This window comes from Streptomyces dryopteridis, from assembly GCF_049606955.1.
Lineage (GTDB): Bacteria > Actinomycetota > Actinomycetes > Streptomycetales > Streptomycetaceae > Streptomyces.
Window position 1 is genome coordinate 3147226 of the sequence record NZ_CP187113.1, and the last position, 19080, is coordinate 3166305.

General features: G+C 73.2%; 18 protein-coding genes and 1 tRNA gene. 11 read left to right on the plus strand and 8 right to left on the minus strand.

Annotated elements, in window-relative coordinates:
* The first annotated feature begins 144 nt into the window (after positions 1-144).
* From ACN20G_RS13420 to ACN20G_RS13455, 8 genes are read left to right on the plus strand one after another with little or no spacing between them, the layout of a single operon-like run.
* Positions 145-999 (plus strand): enoyl-ACP reductase FabI, encoded by an 855-nt coding sequence (locus tag ACN20G_RS13420; RefSeq protein ID WP_424212998.1) that lies wholly within the window; start codon positions 145-147, stop codon positions 997-999.
* Positions 992-1402, plus strand: a complete 411-nt coding sequence (locus tag ACN20G_RS13425) for a hypothetical protein (protein WP_424212999.1) — start codon at positions 992-994, stop codon at positions 1400-1402. Before ACN20G_RS13420 ends, ACN20G_RS13425 begins: the two co-directional genes overlap by 8 nt.
* Position 1403: 1 nt before the next feature.
* Positions 1404-2219 carry a hypothetical protein gene (locus tag ACN20G_RS13430; RefSeq protein ID WP_424213000.1) on the plus strand — a complete coding sequence of 272 codons (816 nt, stop codon included), beginning with the start codon at positions 1404-1406 and terminating at the stop codon, positions 2217-2219.
* On the plus strand, positions 2216-3637 hold the full coding sequence (locus tag ACN20G_RS13435) for a class I adenylate-forming enzyme family protein (protein ID WP_424213001.1): 1422 nt from the start codon (positions 2216-2218) through the stop codon (positions 3635-3637). Before ACN20G_RS13430 ends, ACN20G_RS13435 begins: the two co-directional genes overlap by 4 nt.
* Before the next feature lie 54 nt (positions 3638-3691).
* Entirely contained in the window at positions 3692-4375 is a 684-nt protein-coding gene (locus ACN20G_RS13440) for an L-threonylcarbamoyladenylate synthase (protein WP_424213002.1), read from the plus strand.
* On the plus strand, positions 4372-5838 hold the full coding sequence (locus tag ACN20G_RS13445; protein ID WP_424213003.1) for an MFS transporter: 1467 nt from the start codon (positions 4372-4374) through the stop codon (positions 5836-5838). Before ACN20G_RS13440 ends, ACN20G_RS13445 begins: the two co-directional genes overlap by 4 nt.
* Positions 5838-6575, plus strand: coding sequence for an adenylate kinase (locus ACN20G_RS13450; protein ID WP_424213004.1), 738 nt, complete (start codon positions 5838-5840; stop codon positions 6573-6575). The genes ACN20G_RS13445 and ACN20G_RS13450 overlap by 1 nt, the downstream gene beginning before the upstream one ends.
* Entirely contained in the window at positions 6572-6940 is a 369-nt protein-coding gene (locus ACN20G_RS13455; RefSeq protein ID WP_424213005.1) for a holo-ACP synthase, read from the plus strand. The genes ACN20G_RS13450 and ACN20G_RS13455 overlap by 4 nt, the downstream gene beginning before the upstream one ends.
* 175 nt (positions 6941-7115) lie before the next feature.
* Here the strand turns inward: ACN20G_RS13455 and ACN20G_RS13460 are convergent, their stop codons facing one another.
* Together ACN20G_RS13460 and ACN20G_RS13465 are read right to left on the minus strand one after the other, a co-directional pair.
* The gene (locus tag ACN20G_RS13460) at positions 7116-8141 is read right to left on the minus strand and encodes a hemolysin family protein (RefSeq protein ID WP_424213006.1); all 1026 of its coding nucleotides are present in this window, start codon (positions 8139-8141) and stop codon (positions 7116-7118) included.
* Positions 8138-9511: a hemolysin family protein gene (locus ACN20G_RS13465; RefSeq protein WP_424213007.1), complete on the minus strand. Its 1374-nt coding sequence runs from the start codon at positions 9509-9511 to the stop codon at positions 8138-8140. Before ACN20G_RS13465 ends, ACN20G_RS13460 begins: the two co-directional genes overlap by 4 nt.
* Before the next feature lie 352 nt (positions 9512-9863).
* On the opposite strand from ACN20G_RS13465, the gene ACN20G_RS13470 reads away from it, so the two are divergent.
* Complete coding sequence (locus ACN20G_RS13470) at positions 9864-10853, plus strand: sporulation protein (protein ID WP_424213008.1); 990 nt, start codon at positions 9864-9866, stop codon at positions 10851-10853.
* 131 nt (positions 10854-10984) lie between these two features.
* On the opposite strand, the gene ACN20G_RS13475 is transcribed toward ACN20G_RS13470, so the two are convergent.
* The 3 genes from ACN20G_RS13475 to ACN20G_RS13485 form a co-directional block, all read right to left on the minus strand.
* Positions 10985-11058, minus strand: a tRNA-Pro gene (locus ACN20G_RS13475).
* Positions 11059-11096: 38 nt separating this feature from the next.
* The gene (locus ACN20G_RS13480) at positions 11097-11825 is read right to left on the minus strand and encodes a Pr6Pr family membrane protein (RefSeq protein ID WP_424213009.1); all 729 of its coding nucleotides are present in this window, start codon (positions 11823-11825) and stop codon (positions 11097-11099) included.
* On the minus strand, positions 11822-12766 hold the full coding sequence (locus tag ACN20G_RS13485; RefSeq protein ID WP_424213010.1) for a metallophosphoesterase: 945 nt from the start codon (positions 12764-12766) through the stop codon (positions 11822-11824). The genes ACN20G_RS13480 and ACN20G_RS13485 overlap by 4 nt, the downstream gene beginning before the upstream one ends.
* Before the next feature lie 76 nt (positions 12767-12842).
* Here ACN20G_RS13485 and ACN20G_RS13490 point away from each other — a divergent pair, with 76 nt between their 5' ends.
* Positions 12843-13304 (plus strand): GatB/YqeY domain-containing protein, encoded by a 462-nt coding sequence (locus ACN20G_RS13490; protein WP_424213011.1) that lies wholly within the window; start codon positions 12843-12845, stop codon positions 13302-13304.
* Between the two features lie 124 nt (positions 13305-13428).
* Here ACN20G_RS13490 and ACN20G_RS13495 read toward each other — a convergent pair whose 3' ends face one another.
* The gene (locus ACN20G_RS13495; protein ID WP_424213012.1) at positions 13429-15774 is read right to left on the minus strand and encodes a transglycosylase domain-containing protein; all 2346 of its coding nucleotides are present in this window, start codon (positions 15772-15774) and stop codon (positions 13429-13431) included.
* Between the two features lie 385 nt (positions 15775-16159).
* Between ACN20G_RS13495 and ACN20G_RS13500 the strand changes: the two genes are divergently transcribed.
* Positions 16160-16525, plus strand: coding sequence for a WhiB family transcriptional regulator (locus tag ACN20G_RS13500; protein WP_424213013.1), 366 nt, complete (start codon positions 16160-16162; stop codon positions 16523-16525).
* 137 nt (positions 16526-16662) lie between these two features.
* On the opposite strand, the gene ACN20G_RS13505 is transcribed toward ACN20G_RS13500, so the two are convergent.
* Entirely contained in the window at positions 16663-18063 is a 1401-nt protein-coding gene (locus tag ACN20G_RS13505) for an ArsA family ATPase (RefSeq protein ID WP_424213014.1), read from the minus strand.
* Positions 18060-19079 carry an ArsA family ATPase gene (locus ACN20G_RS13510; protein WP_424213015.1) on the minus strand — a complete coding sequence of 340 codons (1020 nt, stop codon included), beginning with the start codon at positions 19077-19079 and terminating at the stop codon, positions 18060-18062. The genes ACN20G_RS13505 and ACN20G_RS13510 overlap by 4 nt, the downstream gene beginning before the upstream one ends.
* Position 19080 lies beyond the last annotated feature (1 nt).

Sequence of the window (19080 nt, forward strand, 5' to 3'; positions counted from 1 at the left end):
GCCCCCGTCGCTGTTTCACGTGAAACGCGCACCGCTGTTTCACGTGAAACACGAGCGGACGTTTCACGTGAAACACCGCCCGCCGAGGTCGCCGCAGGCCGACCCGCCCGTCCCGTCCCCTCCCTTCCGAAGGAGCCCACCACCATGTCCACCGCCACCACCGAGCCGTCTTCCTCGGCCCCGACCGCCGCGGGACTGCTCGCCGGCCGCAAGGGCCTGGTGCTCGGCGTGGTCAACCAACGGTCGATCGCCTGGGGCATCGCCCAGCGCCTGGCCGCCGAGGGCGCCACGCTCGGGTTCACCTACCGCGCGTCCAGCGCCGGCCAGTGGCTCCAGCGGGCCACCCCGCGCCTGACGGCCGGCACCGACGCCCCCGACCCGTACCTCGGGCACTGCGACGTGCTGGAGGACGGCGCGCTGGAGCGGGTCACCCGCGAGTTCGCCGAACGCCACGGAGAGATCGACTTCGTGGTGCACGCCGTGGCCCACGCCGACAAGGACGAACTGGCGGGGGGCCTGGCGAGCACCAGCCGGGAGGGCTTCCGGCACGCGATGGACAGCTCCGTCTACTCGCTGATCGGCCTGGCCGGCGCCCTGCGCCCGTACCTCTCGGCCAACTCCTCGGTGCTCACCCTCTCCTACCTCGGCTCCGAGCGGGTCTGCCACGGCTACAACGTGCTGGGCGTCGCGAAGGCCGCGCTGGAGTCCTCGGCCCGCTACCTGGCGGCCGAACTCGGCCCGACCGGCACCCGCGTGAACGTGCTCTCCGCCGGCCCCATGCGCACCCTGGCCACCTTCGGCCTGCCCAACTTCGCGGCCTCCATGGCCCAGCGCGCCGGCCGCAGCCCGCTCGGTCGTGCCATCACCCCCGAGGACGTGGCCGGCACCGCCCTGTACCTGCTCAGCGACCTCTCCTCCGGGGTCACCGGCGAGACGGTGTACGTGGACTCCGGCTACCACATCATGGGCACCTGGCCGGGAGACGTCGGCCATGGCTGAGGGCTGGTTCCTTTCCCTGTGCGGCCCGCTCACCCTGACCGACGCCGCCGCCGAGACCGCGGCCCCGGGCCCGCACCGGGCCACCGCCGAGCTGCGCCTGCCGGAGGACCCGGCGGCCCACACCCCGGCCGCCCGTGACCTGATCGCCGTCGAGGCCCTGCACCAGATCGCCTGCCGGCTCTCCGCCACCGCCCGGGGCGCCGCCCGCTGCGTCCCCGCCAAGCTCGCCGAACTCACCGTCCCCGACGTGACGGAGGCGGCCGACACGGGCTGGAGCCTGACCGGCGCCCGCCTGGAGGCCGAACTGGTCCGCTCCGGCCGGCTCTCCACCGTCCACACCCGACTGACCACCCACGGCCGCGTCCGATACGCCGCCACCGTCTGCGCCCAGGAGGTGTCCTGACATGACGACTCTGCTGTTCGAGGGGCTGAGCGGGGCCTTCCGCCTGCGCGACGCCGTCGTCCTCGCGACCGAGGGGTTCCGCGCCGAACTGGAGCGCGACCACGTGCCCTCCGGCGTGATCACCACGGTCACCCCGGACCGGCTCCGGGCCAAGCAGGACCCGGCCTCCCGGCTGGCCGCGCTCGCCGCCGAGGCGGTCGCCGCCCGCCGGGGCGAGCCCGCCGCGGACCGGGACCCGTGGGTCGAGGGCGTGTTCGTGAGCAGCCGGCGCGGCAACCAGAGCTCGGTGCGCGCCTTCGCCGGCGCCCTGGCCGCCGGTCGCCGCTCCCCGTCCACCTTCTCCGTCTCCGGCTACAACATCGTGGCCCAGAGCGCCGCCCGGGCCCTGGGGGCCCAAGGCCCCTCGGTGGTCCTCGCGGGCCGCCGCGCCACCCTCGACGGCGCCCTGTTCCTGGCCGCGCTGCGCCTGTCCACGCAGGTGGTGAGCGTGGCACACGCCGGACACGTGACCTGGCTGCCCGGCCCCGACGGCAAGGGCGGCGAGGGCCTGGCGGTGTTCGGGACCGTGGAGCGGGTCGAGCCCACCGGCTACGAACAGCACGTGGTCCGCCTCGTGCCGGCCGCCCTCTACGACGCGCCGACCGCCGCCGACGAGGACGAGCCGCCCACCGAGGACCGGCCCGGCGTCGAGTCCTTCGACCCGGAGCGCTTCGTGGCCGAGGGCGCGATCACGGCGAGCGGCCCCGAGGACTTCGCGGCCGTGCACCGGGTGGTGCCCGGCATCCTGCACGAGCTGGTGACGGGGGTGGGCCGATGAGCGCCGCCGACTGGATCCACCCGGCGAGCTCGGTCACCGAATACGCCCAGGCCGGGGTCCGCACCCTGGACGCGGGCGAGCTGCGCGCCCTGATCGCGGACCGCACCCGGACCTGGGCCGATCAGGGACTGGCCCCCGGGGACCGGGTGCTGCTGGCCACCGGCAGCCGGCTGAACACCCTCGTCGACCTCGCGGCGACCTGGGAGGCGGGGCTGACCCCCGTGCTGCTGTCGGACTCGCTGGCCCCCGAGAGCTACCGGCTGCTGGCCGAGGCCACCGGGGCCCGCGCGGTCCGGGCCACCCCCGCCGTGGCCCGCGCCTGGTCCCGGGGCGGCGCCGACGACGCGGCCGGCGTCCTGCTGCGCCTGAACCCCGCCGCCCCGGAGCACGCCGCTCCGGAGAACGCCGCCCCGGAGCACCCCGCCCCGGCCGAGCCCTGCCTGGTGCTGGCCACCTCCGGCAGCACCGGCCTGCCCAAGGCCGTCGTGCACCCCCGCTCCCACCTGCTGCGCAACGCCGCGATGCACTGGGAGAGCGTGGACCCGCAGGCCGGCCCCGGCAGCCGCTACCTGCTCTCGCAGTCCCTGTTCTTCTCCTCCGCCTTCGTCTGCGGGGTGCTGGGGGTGCTGCACCGGGGCATGGACCTGGCCCTGGTCGAGCCGCCGTTCTCGGTGGTCCGCTGGGCCGAGGCGGCCCGTGACCACCGCACCACCCACACCGCGCTCACCCCGCACCTGCTGATGCGGGTCCTCGACGGCGCGATCGACCTGCCCGACACCCTGTGCCAGGTCACCATCGGCGGCGACCGGCTCGGCGGCACCGCCCTCGCGGCCCTCCGCGACCGCGGGGTCCCCGAGGTGTTCACCACCTACGGCCTCACCGAGGCCGGCCCCCGTGTCGCGACCAACCCCCTGACCGTTCCGGGCCGGCACGACGTGCTCGGCACCCCCCTCGACGGGGTGGAGCTGCGGCTGGACCCGGTGCCCGGGGAGCCGGTGGACCCGGACCGGGGCGAACTCGTGGTCATCACACCCACCGCGCAGATCGGCTCCTACCGGGACGGCCGCTACGTGCCCTACCCGGAGGGCCTGCGGGTCCCGACCGGCGACATCTGCGAACGGCTCCCCGACGGCTCGTTGCGCCTGGTCGGCCGGGCCCGCCGGGTCGCCTCGGTGGCCGGCGAGAAGGTCTTCCTCGGCCTCGTCGAACGGGTCCTGTCCGACCACCCGGCCGTCGGCGCGGCCCGCGTCGGACCCGACCCCGAGGGCCAGGGCCTGAGGGCCGAGATCCTTCCCCGCCCCGGGGCCGAGGCCCCGGACGCCGCCGAACTGCGCCGCTGGTGCCGGGGCCGGCTGCGCGCCGTCGAGGTCCCGCGCCGGTTCGTCGCCGTCGACTCCGCCACCCCGCTCAGCAAGTGACCGGGCCCCGCCCGGCCGCGCACCACCCGTAGTCGTCCCACCCGAGGAGCATCCGTGAGCACCACGTCCGAACCCCAGGTCACCGTGGCCGAACCCACCGACGAGAACCTGCGCACCGCCGGCGAACTGATCCGGGGCGGCGGGGTCGTCGTCGCCCCCTCCGACACCAACCTGGCGCTGACCCTGGACCCCTGGAACCAGGCCGCCGTGGAACGCGCCTTCGCCGTCAAGCGCCGCCCCCCGACCTCCCCGCTGACCCTGTTCGTGCGCCACCCGCAGGAATGGCAGGAGTACACCGAGGTCCCCGAGGACCGGCGCGAGGCGGTCCGCCGGCTGGCCGACGCCTTCTGGCCCGGCCCGTTCAACATCGTCCTGCCGCGCTCCCCGCGCATCCCCGACCACCTGGTGTGCGGCGGCCCGACCGTCGCCATCGGCTGCCTGTCCAACCCGACGATCCAGCGCCTGATCGAGTTCACCGGCCGGCCCGTCGCGATGACCTCCGCGAACCTGTCCGGCCAGGCCGACGGCGTGCTCGTCGACCTGGACCTGGCGGTCCGCCAGATCGGCCCCGCCGTCGACATGGTGGTCCGCGGCGAGCACCAGGGCACCACCGCCTCCTCGACCATCGTCACCGTCACCGACCAGGGCATCCGCGTCCTGCGGCTCGGCGACATCACCCACGACCACATCAAGGCCGCCCTGGGCGACCTGGCACACCTGCTGGAGGACGCCTCGTGAGCACCGCACCCCTCGACCGCGCCAGACCCGCCGGCCGCCCGACCCCGCCCGACGGCGGCGCGGTGGACTCCGACCGGCTCTACACCAAGGTCGCCCGACGCCTGCTGCCCCTCCTGGGCCTGCTCTACCTGGTCAGCTACCTCGACCGCAGCAACATCGCCTTCGCCGCGCCCAACGGCATGAACGAGGAACTCGCCCTCACCTCGGCCGCCTTCGGCCTGGCCTCCGGCATCTTCTTCCTCGGCTACTCCCTCGTCGAGGTCCCCAGCAACCTCGCGCTGCGCCGCTTCGGCGCCCGCGCCTGGCTGGTCCGCATCCTGGTCTCCTGGGGCATCGTGGCCACCGCCACGGCCTTCGTCACCAGCGCCGGCCAACTCCAGACCGCCCGACTGCTGCTGGGCATCGCCGAGGCCGGCTGCCTCCCCGGCATCGTCTACTACCTGACCCTGTGGCTGCCGCGCTCGGTCCGCACCCGCCTGATGGCGGTGTTCTTCGTGGCCCTGCCGCTGTCCACCGCCCTCGGCGCCCCGCTCTCCGGCTGGCTCATGCAGGCCGCCGACGGCATGTTCGGCCTCTCCGGCTGGCGCGCGATGTTCCTGCTGGAGGGCCTGCCCGCCCTGCTGCTGGCCGTGGTCGTCTGGAAGATGCTCCCCGACGGTCCCGCCGAGGCCCGCTGGCTCACCCCCCGCGAGCGCGACCACCTGCTGGCCGCCGTGGCCCGGGACGAAGAGCCGCCCGCTACGTCCGGCGCCGGCTCCGAGGCCGGTTCCGAGGCGGCCTCCGCCAAGGGCGGCGGCTGGTTCACCCCGCGCACCCTCCTCCTCGGCCTGGCCTACTTCGGCATCATCTACGGCCTGTACGCCCTCAGCTTCTTCCTCCCCACGATCATCGCCGGCTTCCAGGGCGAGGGCGGCGCGCCGTTCACCCTGCTGGAACGCGGCCTGATCAACGCGGTGCCCTACGCCCTCGGCGCGGTCGCCATGCTGTGGTGGGGCCGGCGCGCCCAGAGCTCCACCCGGGTCTCGCGCTACGTGGCGGTCCCGGCGGTCGTCGCCGGCGTCTCCGTCCCGCTCGCCCTCTACATGGGCACGCCGATGCTGACCATGGTCGTCATCAGCGTCACCGCCGTCTCGGTGCTCTCCGCGATCCCCGTCTTCTGGAGCCTGCCCACGGCCACCCTCACGAAGAAGGGCGCGGCCGGCGGCATCGCCCTGGTCAACACCATCGGCAGCCTCGGCGGCTTCGCGGCCCCCTACTTCACCGGCTGGCTCAAGGACTGGACGGGTTCGGTCCGTCCCGGGCTGTGGCTCACCGGCGGCCTGCTGATCATGTCGGCCGTGCTGGTCACCCTGCTGGCCCGCGGCAACCGCCAGGCCCCGGCCGGCGCCGAACCCGCCGCCGACGCGCACCCCGCCGCCGAGCCCGCCCCGGCCGCGGCCGAGGCCCGGGAGGCGACGGTCTGATGCGACTGGTCCTGATCGGCCCGCCCGGAGCGGGCAAGGGCACCCAGGCCCGACGGCTGGCCGCCCGCTTCGGGGTCCCGCACCTCGCCACCGGTGACCTGCTCCGCGAGCAGGTGGCCGCCCGCACCGTGCTGGGCCGGCGGGCCGAGAGCTTCATGACCCAGGGCCGGCTGGTCCCGGACTCGCTGATCACGGCGATGACGCGGTCGGCACTGGCCCGCCCCGAGGCCGCGGCGGGCTTCGTCCTCGACGGATTCCCCCGCAACGCCTTCCAGGGCGCCGCCCTCGACACCATGCTCTCCGTCGGCACCCGGGAACCGGTGTCGGTCGTGGAACTGGTCGTGGACGAGGAGGAAGTGGTGCGACGGGTCTCCGGCCGGCAGCTGTGCCGCCGCGACAACGGCCACATCTACCACGTGGACACGCACCGTCCCCTGGTCACCGGGATCTGCGACAGCTGTGGCGGTGAGCTCTTCCAGCGCTTCGACGACGGGGCGGCCACCGTCCGCGCCCGCCTCGCGGTGCACCGGGCCGAGACCGCGCCCCTGACCGCCTGGTACGCGGCGAGCTCGCGCCTCAACCGGGTGATCGCCGAGGGCCCGGTCGAGGCCGTGACCGGTCGGATCCTGGGGGCCCTGGGAGTGCGGGACCCGAAGGATCCCGCTCCCCGCTCCACCGGCCGCGCCCCCGTCGCCCCCACCTCGTGGGTCTCCCGGGCCCCGGTGGTGACCCGGTGATCCGGGGGATCGGGATGGACGTGGTGGACGTGGACCGGCTGGCGGCGAGCCTGTGCCGCACGCCGGGCCTGGCCCCCCGCCTGTTCACCGACCGGGAGCGGGTGGCCCCGGACGGCACTACCCGGGGCCCCGCCTCCCTCGCCGCCCGGTTCGCCACGAAGGAGGCCGTGCTCAAGGCCATCGGGGCCCCGGCCGGGATCGGCTGGCGGGACATCGAGGTGGCCCAGGAACCCTCGGGCCGGCCGGCGGTCCTGGTCACGGGCCACGCCGAACGCCTGGCCCGGGGCCTGGGGATCACCGGCTGGTTGGTCTCCCAGACCCACGACGCGGGCATCGCGGCGTCCATGGTCATCGCGGAGGGCTGAACCCGGGTGTCCCGGACCCGCGCCGGCCGACTGTGCGCCGATCGGCGCGGGGAACCCACCGCGATCACCGCCCTGTTTCACGTGAAACAGCCTGTTTCACGTGAAACACAAGGCGACGGCCCGCCCGTCGTACCCCTCGGGGGTGCGGCGGGCGGGCCGTCGTGGTGCGTGGGCGTCAGGCGCGGGGGGCGACCGCCTCGCCCACCAGCTCCTCCAGCACGTCCTCCATGGTCACGAAGCCGATGACGGCGCCCTCGGCGTCGACCACGGCGGACAGGTGGGTGCCGGCCGCCCGCATCGCCGTCATCGTGTCGTCCAGCGGGGTGTCGCAGACGACCGTGGTGACGGTGTGCAGGGCCTCGCGAGGGAAGGGCGCCGTGCGGTCGGCGGCGGCCAGGGCGTCCTTGATGTGCAGGAAGCCGAGGATGCCGCCGCCCGGCTCGCTGACGACCAGGCGGGAGAACCCGTGCCGGGCGGCGGTCCGCTCCAGCTCCCGCGGGGTGATCTCGGGCCCGACGGTGACGAACTCCGCGCGCGGGATCATCACCTCGCCCACGGTGCGGCGTCCCAGCTCCAGGGCGTCGCGCAGCCGGCGGCTGTCCTCGTGGTCGATCAGGCCGGCCTCCCGGGAGTCCTCGACCAGGCGGGCCAGTTCGTCGTCGGTGAAGACGGCCCCGACCTCGTCCTTGGGCTCCACCTTCAGCAGCCGCAGGATGCTGTTGGCGAAGGCGTTGATGCCGAAGATCAGCGGGCGCATGGCACGGGTCAGGGCGACCAGGGCCGGGCCGAGGAACAGGGCGGTCGGCGCCGGGGCGGCGAGCGCGATGTTCTTCGGGACCATCTCGCCGACCAGCATGTGCAGGTAGGTGGCGAGGGTCAGGGCGATCACGAAGGCGATCGGGTGGACCAGCGGCTCGGGCACGCCGACGGCGGCGAACGGGCCCTCCAGCAGATGGGCGATGGCCGGCTCCGCGACGGCGCCGAGCACCAACGAGGAGACGGTGATGCCGAGCTGGGCGGTGGCCATCATGGCCGACAGGTGCTCCAGGCCCCACAGGGTGGTCTTGGCGCGCCGGTTGCCCTTGAGGGCCAGCGGTTCGATCTGACTGCGGCGCACCGAGATCAGGGCGAACTCGGCGCCGACGAAGAACGCGTTGGTGACCAGCGTGAGCAGGCCGATCAACAGTTGGACGGTGGTCATCGGGCCTCCTCCCGGGGGGCGCCGCTGCCCGCGGTCGCGGACGCGCGGTCTCGGTCTCGGTTCACGGTCGGGTCGGGCGCGGTGACGCGGACCCGGTCGGCGCGGTGGTGTTCGACGTGCAGCACGGTGAGGTGCCAGCCGTCGACCTCCAGGTCGTCGCCGACGGCGGGGATCCGCTCCAGGCGGGTGGCCATGAGTCCGGCCAGGGTCTCGTACGGGCCCTCGGGGGGCTCGAAGCCGATCTCGGCGAGTTCGTCGGTGCGGACGCTGCCCTCGGCCTCCCAGACGCGGCGGCCGTCCCGTTCGGGGGCGCCGGCCAGGGCGGGGGTCTCCTCGGGGTCGTGTTCGTCGCGGACCTCGCCGACGACCTCCTCGACGATGTCCTCCACGGTGGCCACGCCGGCGGTGCCGCCGTACTCGTCGATGACGACGGCCATGGTGCGGGCCCGGCGCAGTCGCTCCAGCAGGGTGTCCACGGGCAGCGAGTGCGGGACGAGCAGCGCGGAGGTCATCAGCTCGGTCACGGGGGTGCGCGGCCGGTCCTCCTCCTCCAGGTCGAGCACGTCGCGGATGTGCAGGGTGCCGACCACCTCGTCGAGGCTGTCGCGGTAGATCGGGAAGCGGGAGACGCCGGTGGCGAGGGTGAGGTTCGCGGCGTCGGCGGCGGTGGCGCGCATCTCCAGCGCCTGCACGTCCACGCGCGGGGTCATCACGTTCTCGGCGGTCAGGTCGCCCAGCCGCAGGGTGCGCACGAACAGCTCGGCCGAGTCGGCCTCGATCGCGCCGGCCCGCGCCGAGTGCCGGGCCAGCGCCACCAGCTCCTCGGGGGCTCGGGCGGAGGCCAGTTCCTCGGCGGGTTCCAGGCCGAAGCGGCGGACCAGCCGGTTGGCGGTGTTGTTGAGGTGACGGATCAGGGGGCCGAAGACGGCGGTGAACGCGCGCTGCGGGCCGGCCACGACCTTGGCCACGGCCAGCGGGCGCGAGATGGCCCAGTTCTTGGGCACGAGCTCGCCGACGACCATGAGGACGACGGTGGACACGGCCACGCCGAGCAGGGTGGCCGTGGTGGGGACGGCGCCGGCGGGCAGGCCGACGGCCTCCAGCGGGCCGCGCAGCAGGGCCGACACGGAGGGTTCGGCCAGCATGCCGATGACCAGGGAGGTCACCGTGATGCCGAGCTGGGCGCCGGACAGCTGGAAGGTGAGCCGCTTGGCGGCCTTGAGGGCGCTTTCGGCCCCGCGCTCACCGGCGGCGGCGGCTCGTTCGAGCTCGCTGCGTTCGACCGTGGTGAGGGAGAACTCGGCGGCGACGAACACCGCGCAGGCAAGGGTCAACGCCAGGGCGAGGAGCAGCAGCAGGATCTCGGTCACCGTGCCACCCCCGCTCCCGGCTCAGGATGCTGCGGGCTGGGTGTGGCACGGCTGGGACTGGGAGGTTCACCCATTGCGGGTCTGCTGCTCCGTTTCCTTCTCGGCGGACCGGGCGGTCCGGCTGCGTGTGGGGGTTTACGACAGTGTCCGCACACCAGGGTAAAAAGCAGGTAAAACACCTGGTGGGGCGGTATGTCGCCGACCGGGATCATCCGACCCTCGCGCCCCGGTCCGGGGCGGCCGCCCGGATCGCGGGCCGGACCGCGGTCGGGACCTTGGCCTCCTCATCTTTCTACAACTGTGTAGATTCCGCCAGGACGATCTTCCGTCCCCGATACCTGTGGAGGTCCCGATGGTGTTCAAGCGGCTGCTCGGTGCGATCGGAGTCGGCGGCCCGACCGTGGACACGGTGCTCGACCCCACCCCCGTCCTCCCCGGCGGTCCCCTCACCGGCGAGGTCCGCCTCACCGGCGGCAAGGCCGACTTCGACATCGACCACGTCACGCTGGACCTGCTCGCCCGGGTGGAGGCCGAGACCCACGAGGGCGAGCACGAGGGCACCCTCTCCTTCGAGCGGCACACCGTCGGCGGCGGCTTCCGTCTCCGCGAGGGCGAGTCCCGCGTCCTGCCCTTCTCGCTGACCCTGCCCTGGGAGACCCCGATCACCGAGCTGTACGGGCAGCCCCTGGGCATCGTCCTGGGCGTCCGCACCGAACTCGGCGTGGCCGGCGCCAAGGACAAGGGGGACCTCGACCCGCTGGCCGTGCGCCCCCTGCCCTCCCAGGAGGCGGTCCTGGAGGCCCTGGGCTCCCTCGGCTTCGCCTTCGGCTCGGCCGACCTCGAATACGGCCGGATCGCCGGCACCGCCCAGGCCCTGCCCTGCTACCAGGAGATCGAACTGGCCCCGGCGGCCCGCTACCGGGACCGCATGATCGAACTGGAGCTCACCTTCCTGGCCGGCCCCACCACCCTGGAGGTGGTCCTGGAGGCCGACAAGCGCGGCGGGTTCCTCGGCGGCGGCGGGGACGCGGTCCGCCGCTTCACCCTCACCCACGAGGCGGCCGCCCACACCGACCTGGTCCCGGTGGTCACCGACTGGATCGAAACCCTCCTGGCCGGCCGCACCGCCCACACCGTGCCCGCCCCGTACGACCACCACGCCGACCACCACCCCGACAAGCACGAGGGCCACGGCCGCTCGGGCCCCGGCATCGGCACCGCGGTGGCCGCCGGCGCGGCCGGCCTCGCGGTCGGCGTGGTCGGCGGCATGGTCGCGGCGGAGGCCGTCGACGAGATCGGCGACTGGTTCGAGGACGAGGACGAAGCGGACGACGAGAGCTGACCCCCCATCACCCCACCCGCGCCCCCTCGACCCCCGGGGGCGCGGGCCCGTTCGGCCCCCAAGGCACGCGGAAACACGGCGGAAAACACAGCAGAGGCCGCGTACCCGTAGGTACGCGGCCTCTGTCACTGTCGGGGTGGCGGGATTTGAACCCACGACCTCTTCGTCCCGAACGAAGCGCGCTGCCAAGCTGCGCTACACCCCGATCGTCTTCCCGGCGGTTTCCCGTCGTGGCGACATCGATTACTGTAGCCGACCCTCGGCCGGAGACGAAATCCGATTGCCCGGGAGTGAGACGGCGGGGCGGAAGCGGTCCGCCGTGGTCAGGAGCAGGCCCAGGAGCAGGAAGCCCGCTCCCAGGACCAGCGCGTTCACCAGCACCGATCCGTACCCGTACCGGGTCACGTCCACGAAGGGGTACGGGTAGCGGTTCGGGGAGTCCGGGGCGAGCAGCGCGCCCCGGGTCAGGGCGAAGCCGAGGTAGGCCGCCGGGTAGGCGAGCCACAGGGCGGCGTGCCGCGGGCGCAGTCGGCGGGCCGGGGTGAGCAGCAGGAAGTCCAGCGCGGCGCCGATCGGGGTGACCGTGTGCAGCAGCTGGTTGGCGACGGCCTTGGGCCCGGTCAGCCCGTCGATGGCCGCCGTCACGTTGTAGGGGCTCGCCGGGTTGTCGAGCACCAGGTGGAAGACGAGCCCGGTGACGAGGATGAAGAGGAGCACCCCGCCGCGCAGGGCGGGGGAGAGGTCGGGGCGGCCGCGGGCGGCGCGGGCGGCGGAGACGCCGAACACGACCGCCACGAGGATGTTCGTCCAGATCGTGAAGTAGGACAGGACCGTCGGCACGCTGCCGTACGCGCACTCGATGCCGACCCCGACCGCCGCCGCCCCCGCCAGGGCTCCCCGTACCGTCGCGGCCAGGGGCCGGCGGCGCGGGGTGGCCAGGGTCAGCGGCGCGACGAGGGGGGTCGGGCTCACGGCGTGGGCTTCGGGACGAGGGTCAGGAGGGTCGCCTCGGGCGGGCACGCGAACCGGACCGGGGTGTACCGGTTGGTGCCGCAACCGGCCGAGACGTGCAGCCAGGAGCGGTGCCCGGCGGCCTCGTGGAAGGAGAGGCCCTTGACCCGGTCGGTGTCGAGGTCGCAGTTGGTGACCAGGGCCCCGTAGAAGGGGACGCAGAGCTGCCCGCCGTGGGTGTGGCCGGCCAGGATCAGCGGGTAGCGGTCGGCGGTGAACGACTCCAGCACCCGCAGGTAGGGGGCGTGCACCACGGCGAGGGAGAAGTCGGCGTCCGGGTCGGGGCCGCCCGCGACCCGTTCGTAGCGGTCGCGCTTGATGTGCGGGTCGTCGAGGCCGGTGAAGGCGAGTTCGACGTCGTCCAGCTTGAGCCGGCCCCGGGTGTTGGTGAGGTTCAGCCATCCGGCCGCGTCGAAGGCGTCGCGCATGCCCTCCCACGGGTTGTGGACGGCGCCCACCACGGGCTTGTTGCCGTTCAGTCCGTGCCGCCCCTGGGCCTTCTCCATCAGGTAGCGGGCGGGGTTGCGCCGGCGCGGTCCGTAGTAGTCGTTGGAGCCGAAGACGTAGACCCCGGGGAACTCCATGAGCGGCCCGAGCGCGTCGAGCACCTCCGGCACGCCCTCGGTGTCGGAGAGGTTGTCGCCGGTGTTGACGACGAGGTCGGGGCGGAGCCCGGCCAGGGACTGGAGCCAGGCGCGCTTCTTGCGCTGGCCGCTGACCATGTGGATGTCGGAGACCTGGAGGATCCGCAGCGGACGCATCCCCTCCGGCAGCACCGGGACGGTGACCCGGCGCAGTCGGAACGACCGCGCCTCGAACCCGGCGGCATAGGCGAGCCCCGCCGCTCCGACCGCGGCGATTCCCGCGGTGACCTTCAACGGAACTCCGTATCGCGCACGCATGCTGCCATGGTCGCAGACCCCGCCCCGGCGTAAACCCACGGGCGGTCAGGGGTCGGAACCTGGCAGACTCGGTGCCATGACCACGCTCAAGGCCAGGCTCAAGGACGACCTCACCACCGCCATCAAGGCGCGCGACGAGCTGCGCTCGTCCACCCTGCGGCTGACCCTCACCGCCATCACCAAGGAGGAGGTCGCCGGCAAGAGCGCCCGCGAACTCTCCGACGAGGAGGTGCTGAAGGTCATCGCCAAGGAGGCCAAGAAGCGCCGCGAGGCGGCCGAGGCGTTCGCCGCCGGCGGTCGCGCGGAGTCGGCGGCGCGGGAGACGGCCGAGGGCGAGGTGCTCGACGCGTACCTGCCCAAGCAGCTCACCGACGAGGAGCTCGACGGGATCGTGGCCGCCGCGGTGGCCGAGGCGCGGGCGGCCGGGGCCGAGGGGCCGCGGGCCATGGGCGCCGTGATGAAGATCGTGAACCCGAAGGTGGCCGGGCTGGCCGAGGGCGGGCGGGTGGCCGCGACGGTCAAGCGCCTGCTGGCCTGAGGCCCGGATCGATCGGGACGGGGAACGGGGCGGGGCCCGGAGCGACGTGTTCGCTCCGGGCCCCGCCCCGTTCCGGTGTCCGTGCCCGGGTCCGGGTTCGCGCCCGGGTCCGGCCGTCCGTCCGTCAGAAGAGGTCGTCCGGGGACGGCGGGAACTGCGGGTCGGTGCCGGGGCCGCCGGTGGTCGGGCCGCCGGTGCCGGGGTCGGTGGTGCCGCCCCCGGAGGTGCCGGTGCCGCCCCCGCCGGGCTTGTTGTCGCCGCCGCCCGGCTTGTTCGGACGGTTGGGCCGGTTGGGCTTGCCGCCGTTGTTGTTGCCGGTGCCGCCCTGGCCCGTCGAGGCGCCGGTGCCGGGCGGGGTGGCCGGGTCGGTGGCGCGGCCACCACGACCGCCGCCCGCGGGCGGGGTGGTCGGGTCGAGCCCGCCGACCATGGTGAAGGACGGGGCCTCGCGGCCCGCCAGCGCGCCGGCCACGGCCTGCTTCCAGATCGGGCCGGGCAGTCCGCCGCCGTAGACCTTGTCGTAGTAGCGGCCGCCGATGGTGATGTCGACCATGGAGACCTGCTTGGCGCCGCCGGAGCCGACCCAGGTGGCACCCGACAGGTTGGGGGTGTAGCCGACGAACCAGGCGTTGTAGCGCTCGTCGGTGGTGCCGGTCTTGCCCGCGTTCTGGCGGTCGGTCAGACCGGCGGCGGTGCCGGTGCCGGAGTCGACCACGCCGAGCAGCAGCGTGTTGACGGTGTCGGCGGTCCGCTCCGACATGGCCCGCTGGCACTTGGACTTCGGCACGGCCAGGGCCTTGCCGTGCGAGTCGGTGATGGACTCGATGGCGGTCGGGGTGCAGTACACGCCCCGGTTGGCGAAGGTCGCGTAGGCGTTGGCCATGACCAGCGGGGACATGCCCTCGGTGCCGAGCGCGATGGACGGGACCTGCTTGAGCTTGGTGCCGTCGGCGGGGATCACGCCGAGCTTGGTGGTCATCTCGGTCAGCGGGCACAGACCCATGTCGCCGATCATCTCGACGAAGTAGGTGTTGACCGACTTCTCCATGGCCGTGCGCAGCGCGTACGGGCCGACCTCCGACTCGGTCTCGTTCTCGACCCGGTCGCCGCCGTTCTTCCAGATCCCGCCGCCACAGGTGCTGACCGTGGACGGGTAGGGCATCTCGTACGGCGAGGGGTAGCTCTTGGTGGCCGGGATGCCCTGTTCGAGGGCGGCGGCGGCCACGAAGGGCTTGAAGGTCGAACCGGTCGGGAAGCCGAAGTTGGAGCCGCCCATCCGCTTGTCGACGGAGTAGTTGATCTGGGTCTCGTTCTTGCCGAAGCCGTAGGGCTTGGACTGGGCCATGCCCAGGACCCGGCCGGTGCCCGGCTGGACCAGGGTGGTCGCGGTGGCGACCGTGTCGTCCTGGTTGACGTGCTCCTTGATGGAGTCGTTCACGGCCTGCTGGGACTGCGGGTCCAGGGTGGTGCGGATGGTGAGTCCGCCCTGGTTCCAGATCTTGGCGCGGGCCTCGCGGGTGTCGCCGAAGACGGGGTCGGTGAGGAAGGTGTTGCGGACGTAGTCGCAGAAGAAGCCGGCGCCCTTGACGGCGGTGATGCAGCCGCTCTTGGGCCGGGTCACCTTGAGGACGAGCGGCTTGGCCTTGGCGGCGTCGGCCTCGGCCTGCGAGATGTCCTTCACGTCGGCCATGCGCTGGAGCACGATGTTGCGGCGCTTGGTGGCCTCGGCGGAGTCGTTGACGGGGTCGTACCGGCTCGGCGACTGCACGAGGCCGGCGAGCATCGCGGCCTCCTCCAGGTTCAGGTCCTTGGCGGGCTTGCTGAAGTAGCGGCGGGCGGCCGACTCGATGCCGTAGGCGTTCTGACCGAAGAAGGTGATGTTGAGGTAGTTCTCCAGGATCTTCTTCTTGCCGAGCTCCTCCTCGACCTGGATCGAGTACTTCAGCTCGCGGATCTTGCGCCCGAGGCTCTTCTGCTGCGCTTCGAGCACCTTCTCCTCGTCGTCGCCGGCCTCCTCCACGAACACGTTCTTCACGTACTGCTGGGTGAGGGTTGACGCGCCTTGGGCCGCGCCGCCCTCCTGGGCGTTGCGGTTGATGGCCCGCAGCACGCCCTTGAGGTCGATCGCGCCGTGCTCGTAGAAGCGCGAGTCCTCGATGGCGACGATGGCCTTCTGCATGTAAGGGGAGATGGCGGTCAGGGGGACCACCTGTCGGTCGCGCGAGTAGACGGTGGCGATCAGGCCACCCTCGGCGTCCAGGATCGTGGTGCGCTGGCTGAGCGGGGGTGTCTTCAGATTGGCCGGGATCTCGTCGAATCCTTCGACCGTGCCCTTGGCCGCGAGGCCGAAGGCGCCGGCCGCCGGGATCGCGATGCCGGCGAGTACGACCCCGGAGAGAACGGACACACCGAGGAATTTGGCGGCTTGCTGACTCCCCGAGAGCCCTCCGCCAGAGCGCTTCTTTGCCATGAGGGCAGCCTACGTTGCCATTCGCCGGACACATGCGAATGCCTTGGCCTAAGCTGCCCACTACTGTCACAGCCGTGTCCTGCCGCATCAAGCCCGCGGCTTGATTTTCACCCCTCCCGAAAGGGGTGGACACCTGTCCGATTCTCGTCGCTCCACCGGATGGGTCACTCCGGATTACACCCGAAATGCCGGTTTGGCCGGGCATGTCGTCCCATCACTCCGTCGGGTGATCTGCCGCTTACCCATAGTCCGTTCGGGCCATTCGAGATTGGGCCCGTCGGGGGTGTTGTCGTTCGCTCGCCCTGCGTAACGTCCTCAACTGGCAGCGGTGAATATGCCGCTACCGCCGTGGGGGAGCCTCGATTCGGGAGAGGACGGCGCCGGCATGGGCTGGGTTACCGACTGGAGTGCGCAGGCAGCCTGCCGCACTACCGATCCGGATGAACTGTTCGTTCAAGGTGCGGCACAGAACCGGGCGAAGGCGGTGTGCACCGGATGTCCGGTGCGCACGGAGTGCCTCGCCGACGCCCTCGACAATCGCGTCGAGTTCGGCGTCTGGGGCGGAATGACCGAGCGGGAACGTCGGGCGCTGCTGCGCCGGCGGCCCACCGTCACCTCGTGGCGGCGCCTGCTCGACACCGCGCGCACGGAATACGAGCGCAGCACCGGAATCCTCGATGTCGACGTGGACATCGACGTGGACGTGGACGAGATCGGCGTGGGGTACGAGACGTACGCCGCCGCCGGCTGAGAGAACACCAGGAAAACGCGTACCGCTGACGCCGGGAGAGGAACGCGGTCGGCCGGCCCGTACCCGGGCCGCACGACCCGTCCGTTCCCGGCTCGCGCGCGTTCCCGCCCCGCCGGCGCCGGCCGGGCGCGAGCGCCTCAGTCCTCGTCCGCCCTGTCCGCCCCGTCCGTCTCGGGCTCCCGGCCCTGCCGGCGCGAGCCCGCCGCGTCGGCGAGGCGTTCCCCGATGGTGCGCAGCCCGTCGAGGTCGTGGACGTCGCCGGGGAGCGCCGCCACCTCGGCCACCGCGACCTCCGGATGCCGGGTGGTGAACCGTTCCCGGGTGCGGCGCTGGCGCGCGATCAGGTTCATCCGGTCCGCGTGCAGCCGCAGCAGGCCGGCCGTGATGCCGTCGTGGGCGTGCTCGTGGGCGGGCTCGTCTTCGGGTGAGGGGTCGGGTGTCGATCCGGTGCGCTCGTCCGGCCCGGGGGAGGGGGATTCGCTCGCGGCCCGATCGACGCCACGAGGAGCAGTGTTCCCGGTCCCCTGATCCACAATGCCGGTCTCGTCGAGATTCTCGGCGGCGGCCGCGGCCCGCTCCGCCGTGAGCCCCGGCGCCCCGCTCTCCTGCACCCGGTTGAGGACCAGTCCGGCCAGCGGCATCCGGTCCTCCGCGAGCCGTTCCACGAAGTACGCGGCCTCCCGAAGCGCGTCCGGCTCCGGGGCGGCGACCACGAGGAAGGCCGTGCCGGGGGCCTGGAGCAGCCGGTAGGTGGCGTCGGCCCGGGTGCGGAAGCCCCCGAACATCGTGTCCATCGCGGCCACGAAGGTCTGCACGTCCGCGAGCAGCCGGCCGCCCATGACCTTGCTGAGGGTGCCGGTGACCAGGGACATGCCCACGTTGAGGAATTTCAGCCCGGCCCGCCCGCCGACCTTCGCGGGTGCCGACAGGACCCGGATGAAGGTGCCGTCGAGGAAGGAGCCGAGCCGGGTGGGCGCGTCGAGGAAGTCCAGCGCGGACCGGCTCGGCGGGGTGTCCACGACGATCAGGTCCCAGTCCTCGGCGGCGCGGAGCTGGCCCAGCTTCTCCATCGCCATGTACTCCTGCGTGCCCGCGAAGCCGGCCGAGAGCGACTGGTAGAAGGGGTTCGCGAGGATCGCGGCGGCCCGCTCCGGATCGGCGTGCGCCTCGACGAACTCGTCGAAGGTCCGCTTCATGTCGAGCATCATCGCGTGCAGCTCGCCCGGACCGGAGACGCCCGTGACGGGGCGCGGGGTGTTGTCCAGGGAGTCGATGCCCATGGACTGGGCGAGCCGGCGGGCCGGATCGATGGTCAGCACCACCACCCGGCGACCGCGTTCGGCGGCCCGCAGGCCCAGGGCCGCGGCCGTCGTGGTCTTGCCGACCCCGCCCGCGCCGCAGCAGACCACGATGCGGGTGTTCGGGTCGTCCAGCAGCGCGTCCACCTTCAGCTGCGGGGAGGGCCGCAGCCCGCCGCCCGCGGGCACCCCGTCCGCCGTCGGCCCCGTTCCCGGCGCCGTGTCCTTCCGTGCGCTCATGCCGCGTCACCGCCGTTCCCGTCGAGTCCGCCCGCCGTGACGCGCTCGCGCACGATCCCGGCCAGCCGGTACAGCCCGGCCGCGTCCACGCCCTCGCCGAGCAGCGGCAGTTCGTACGCGGGCACGTCGATCCCCGTGAGGGCCGCCCGCTGCTCCCGTTCGAGCTCCACCCGGGCCGCGTGCTCCTCGGCCTCCGTGAGCAGCGCCGTCACCAGGGCCTCGGGCGGGGTTCCGGCGCGGGGGCCGCCGAGGCCGGCGCGGGTGAGGGAGCGCAGGATCCCGGCCCGTCCGGCCTCGGTGTCGACGGTCCGCGCCATCGCCGGGTCGAGGTGGTGGGGGCGGGTCATGTTGACGAAGACCCGGCCGACGGCCAGTCCGGCCGCGCGCAGCTCCTCGATGCCGTCCGCGGTCTCCTGGACCGGCATCTCCTCCAGCAGGGTCACCAGGTGCACGGCGGTCTGCGGGGACTTCAACACGCCCATCACGGCCTGGGCCTGATGGTGGATCGGGCCGATCCGGGCCAGGCCCGCCACCTCGTCGTTGACGTTGAGGAAGCGGGTGATGCGGCCGGTGGGCGGGGCGTCCATGATCACGTGGTCGTAGACGAAGCGGCCCGCCTTGTCCTTGCGGCGCACGGCCTCGCATGCCTTGCCGGTCAACAGCACGTCCCGCAGTCCCGGCGCGATCGTGGTCGCGAAGTCGATCGCGCCGATCTTGCGCAGGGCCCGCCCCGCCGAACCCAGCTTGTAGAACATCTGGAGGTAGTCCAGCAACGCCCGCTCCGCGTCGATCGCGAGGGCGTACACCTCCCCGCCGCCCGGGCCCGGGGCGACGGCGATCTTGCGTTCCTCGTACGGCAGCGCCTCGGTCCCGAAGAGCTGCGCGATCCCTTGCCTGCCTTCGACCTCCACCAGAAGCGTCCGCCTGCCCTCGCGCGCGAGGGCCAGCGCGAGTGCCGCGGCGACCGTGGTCTTCCCGGTCCCGCCCTTGCCGCTGACCACCTGGAGCCTGCTCACG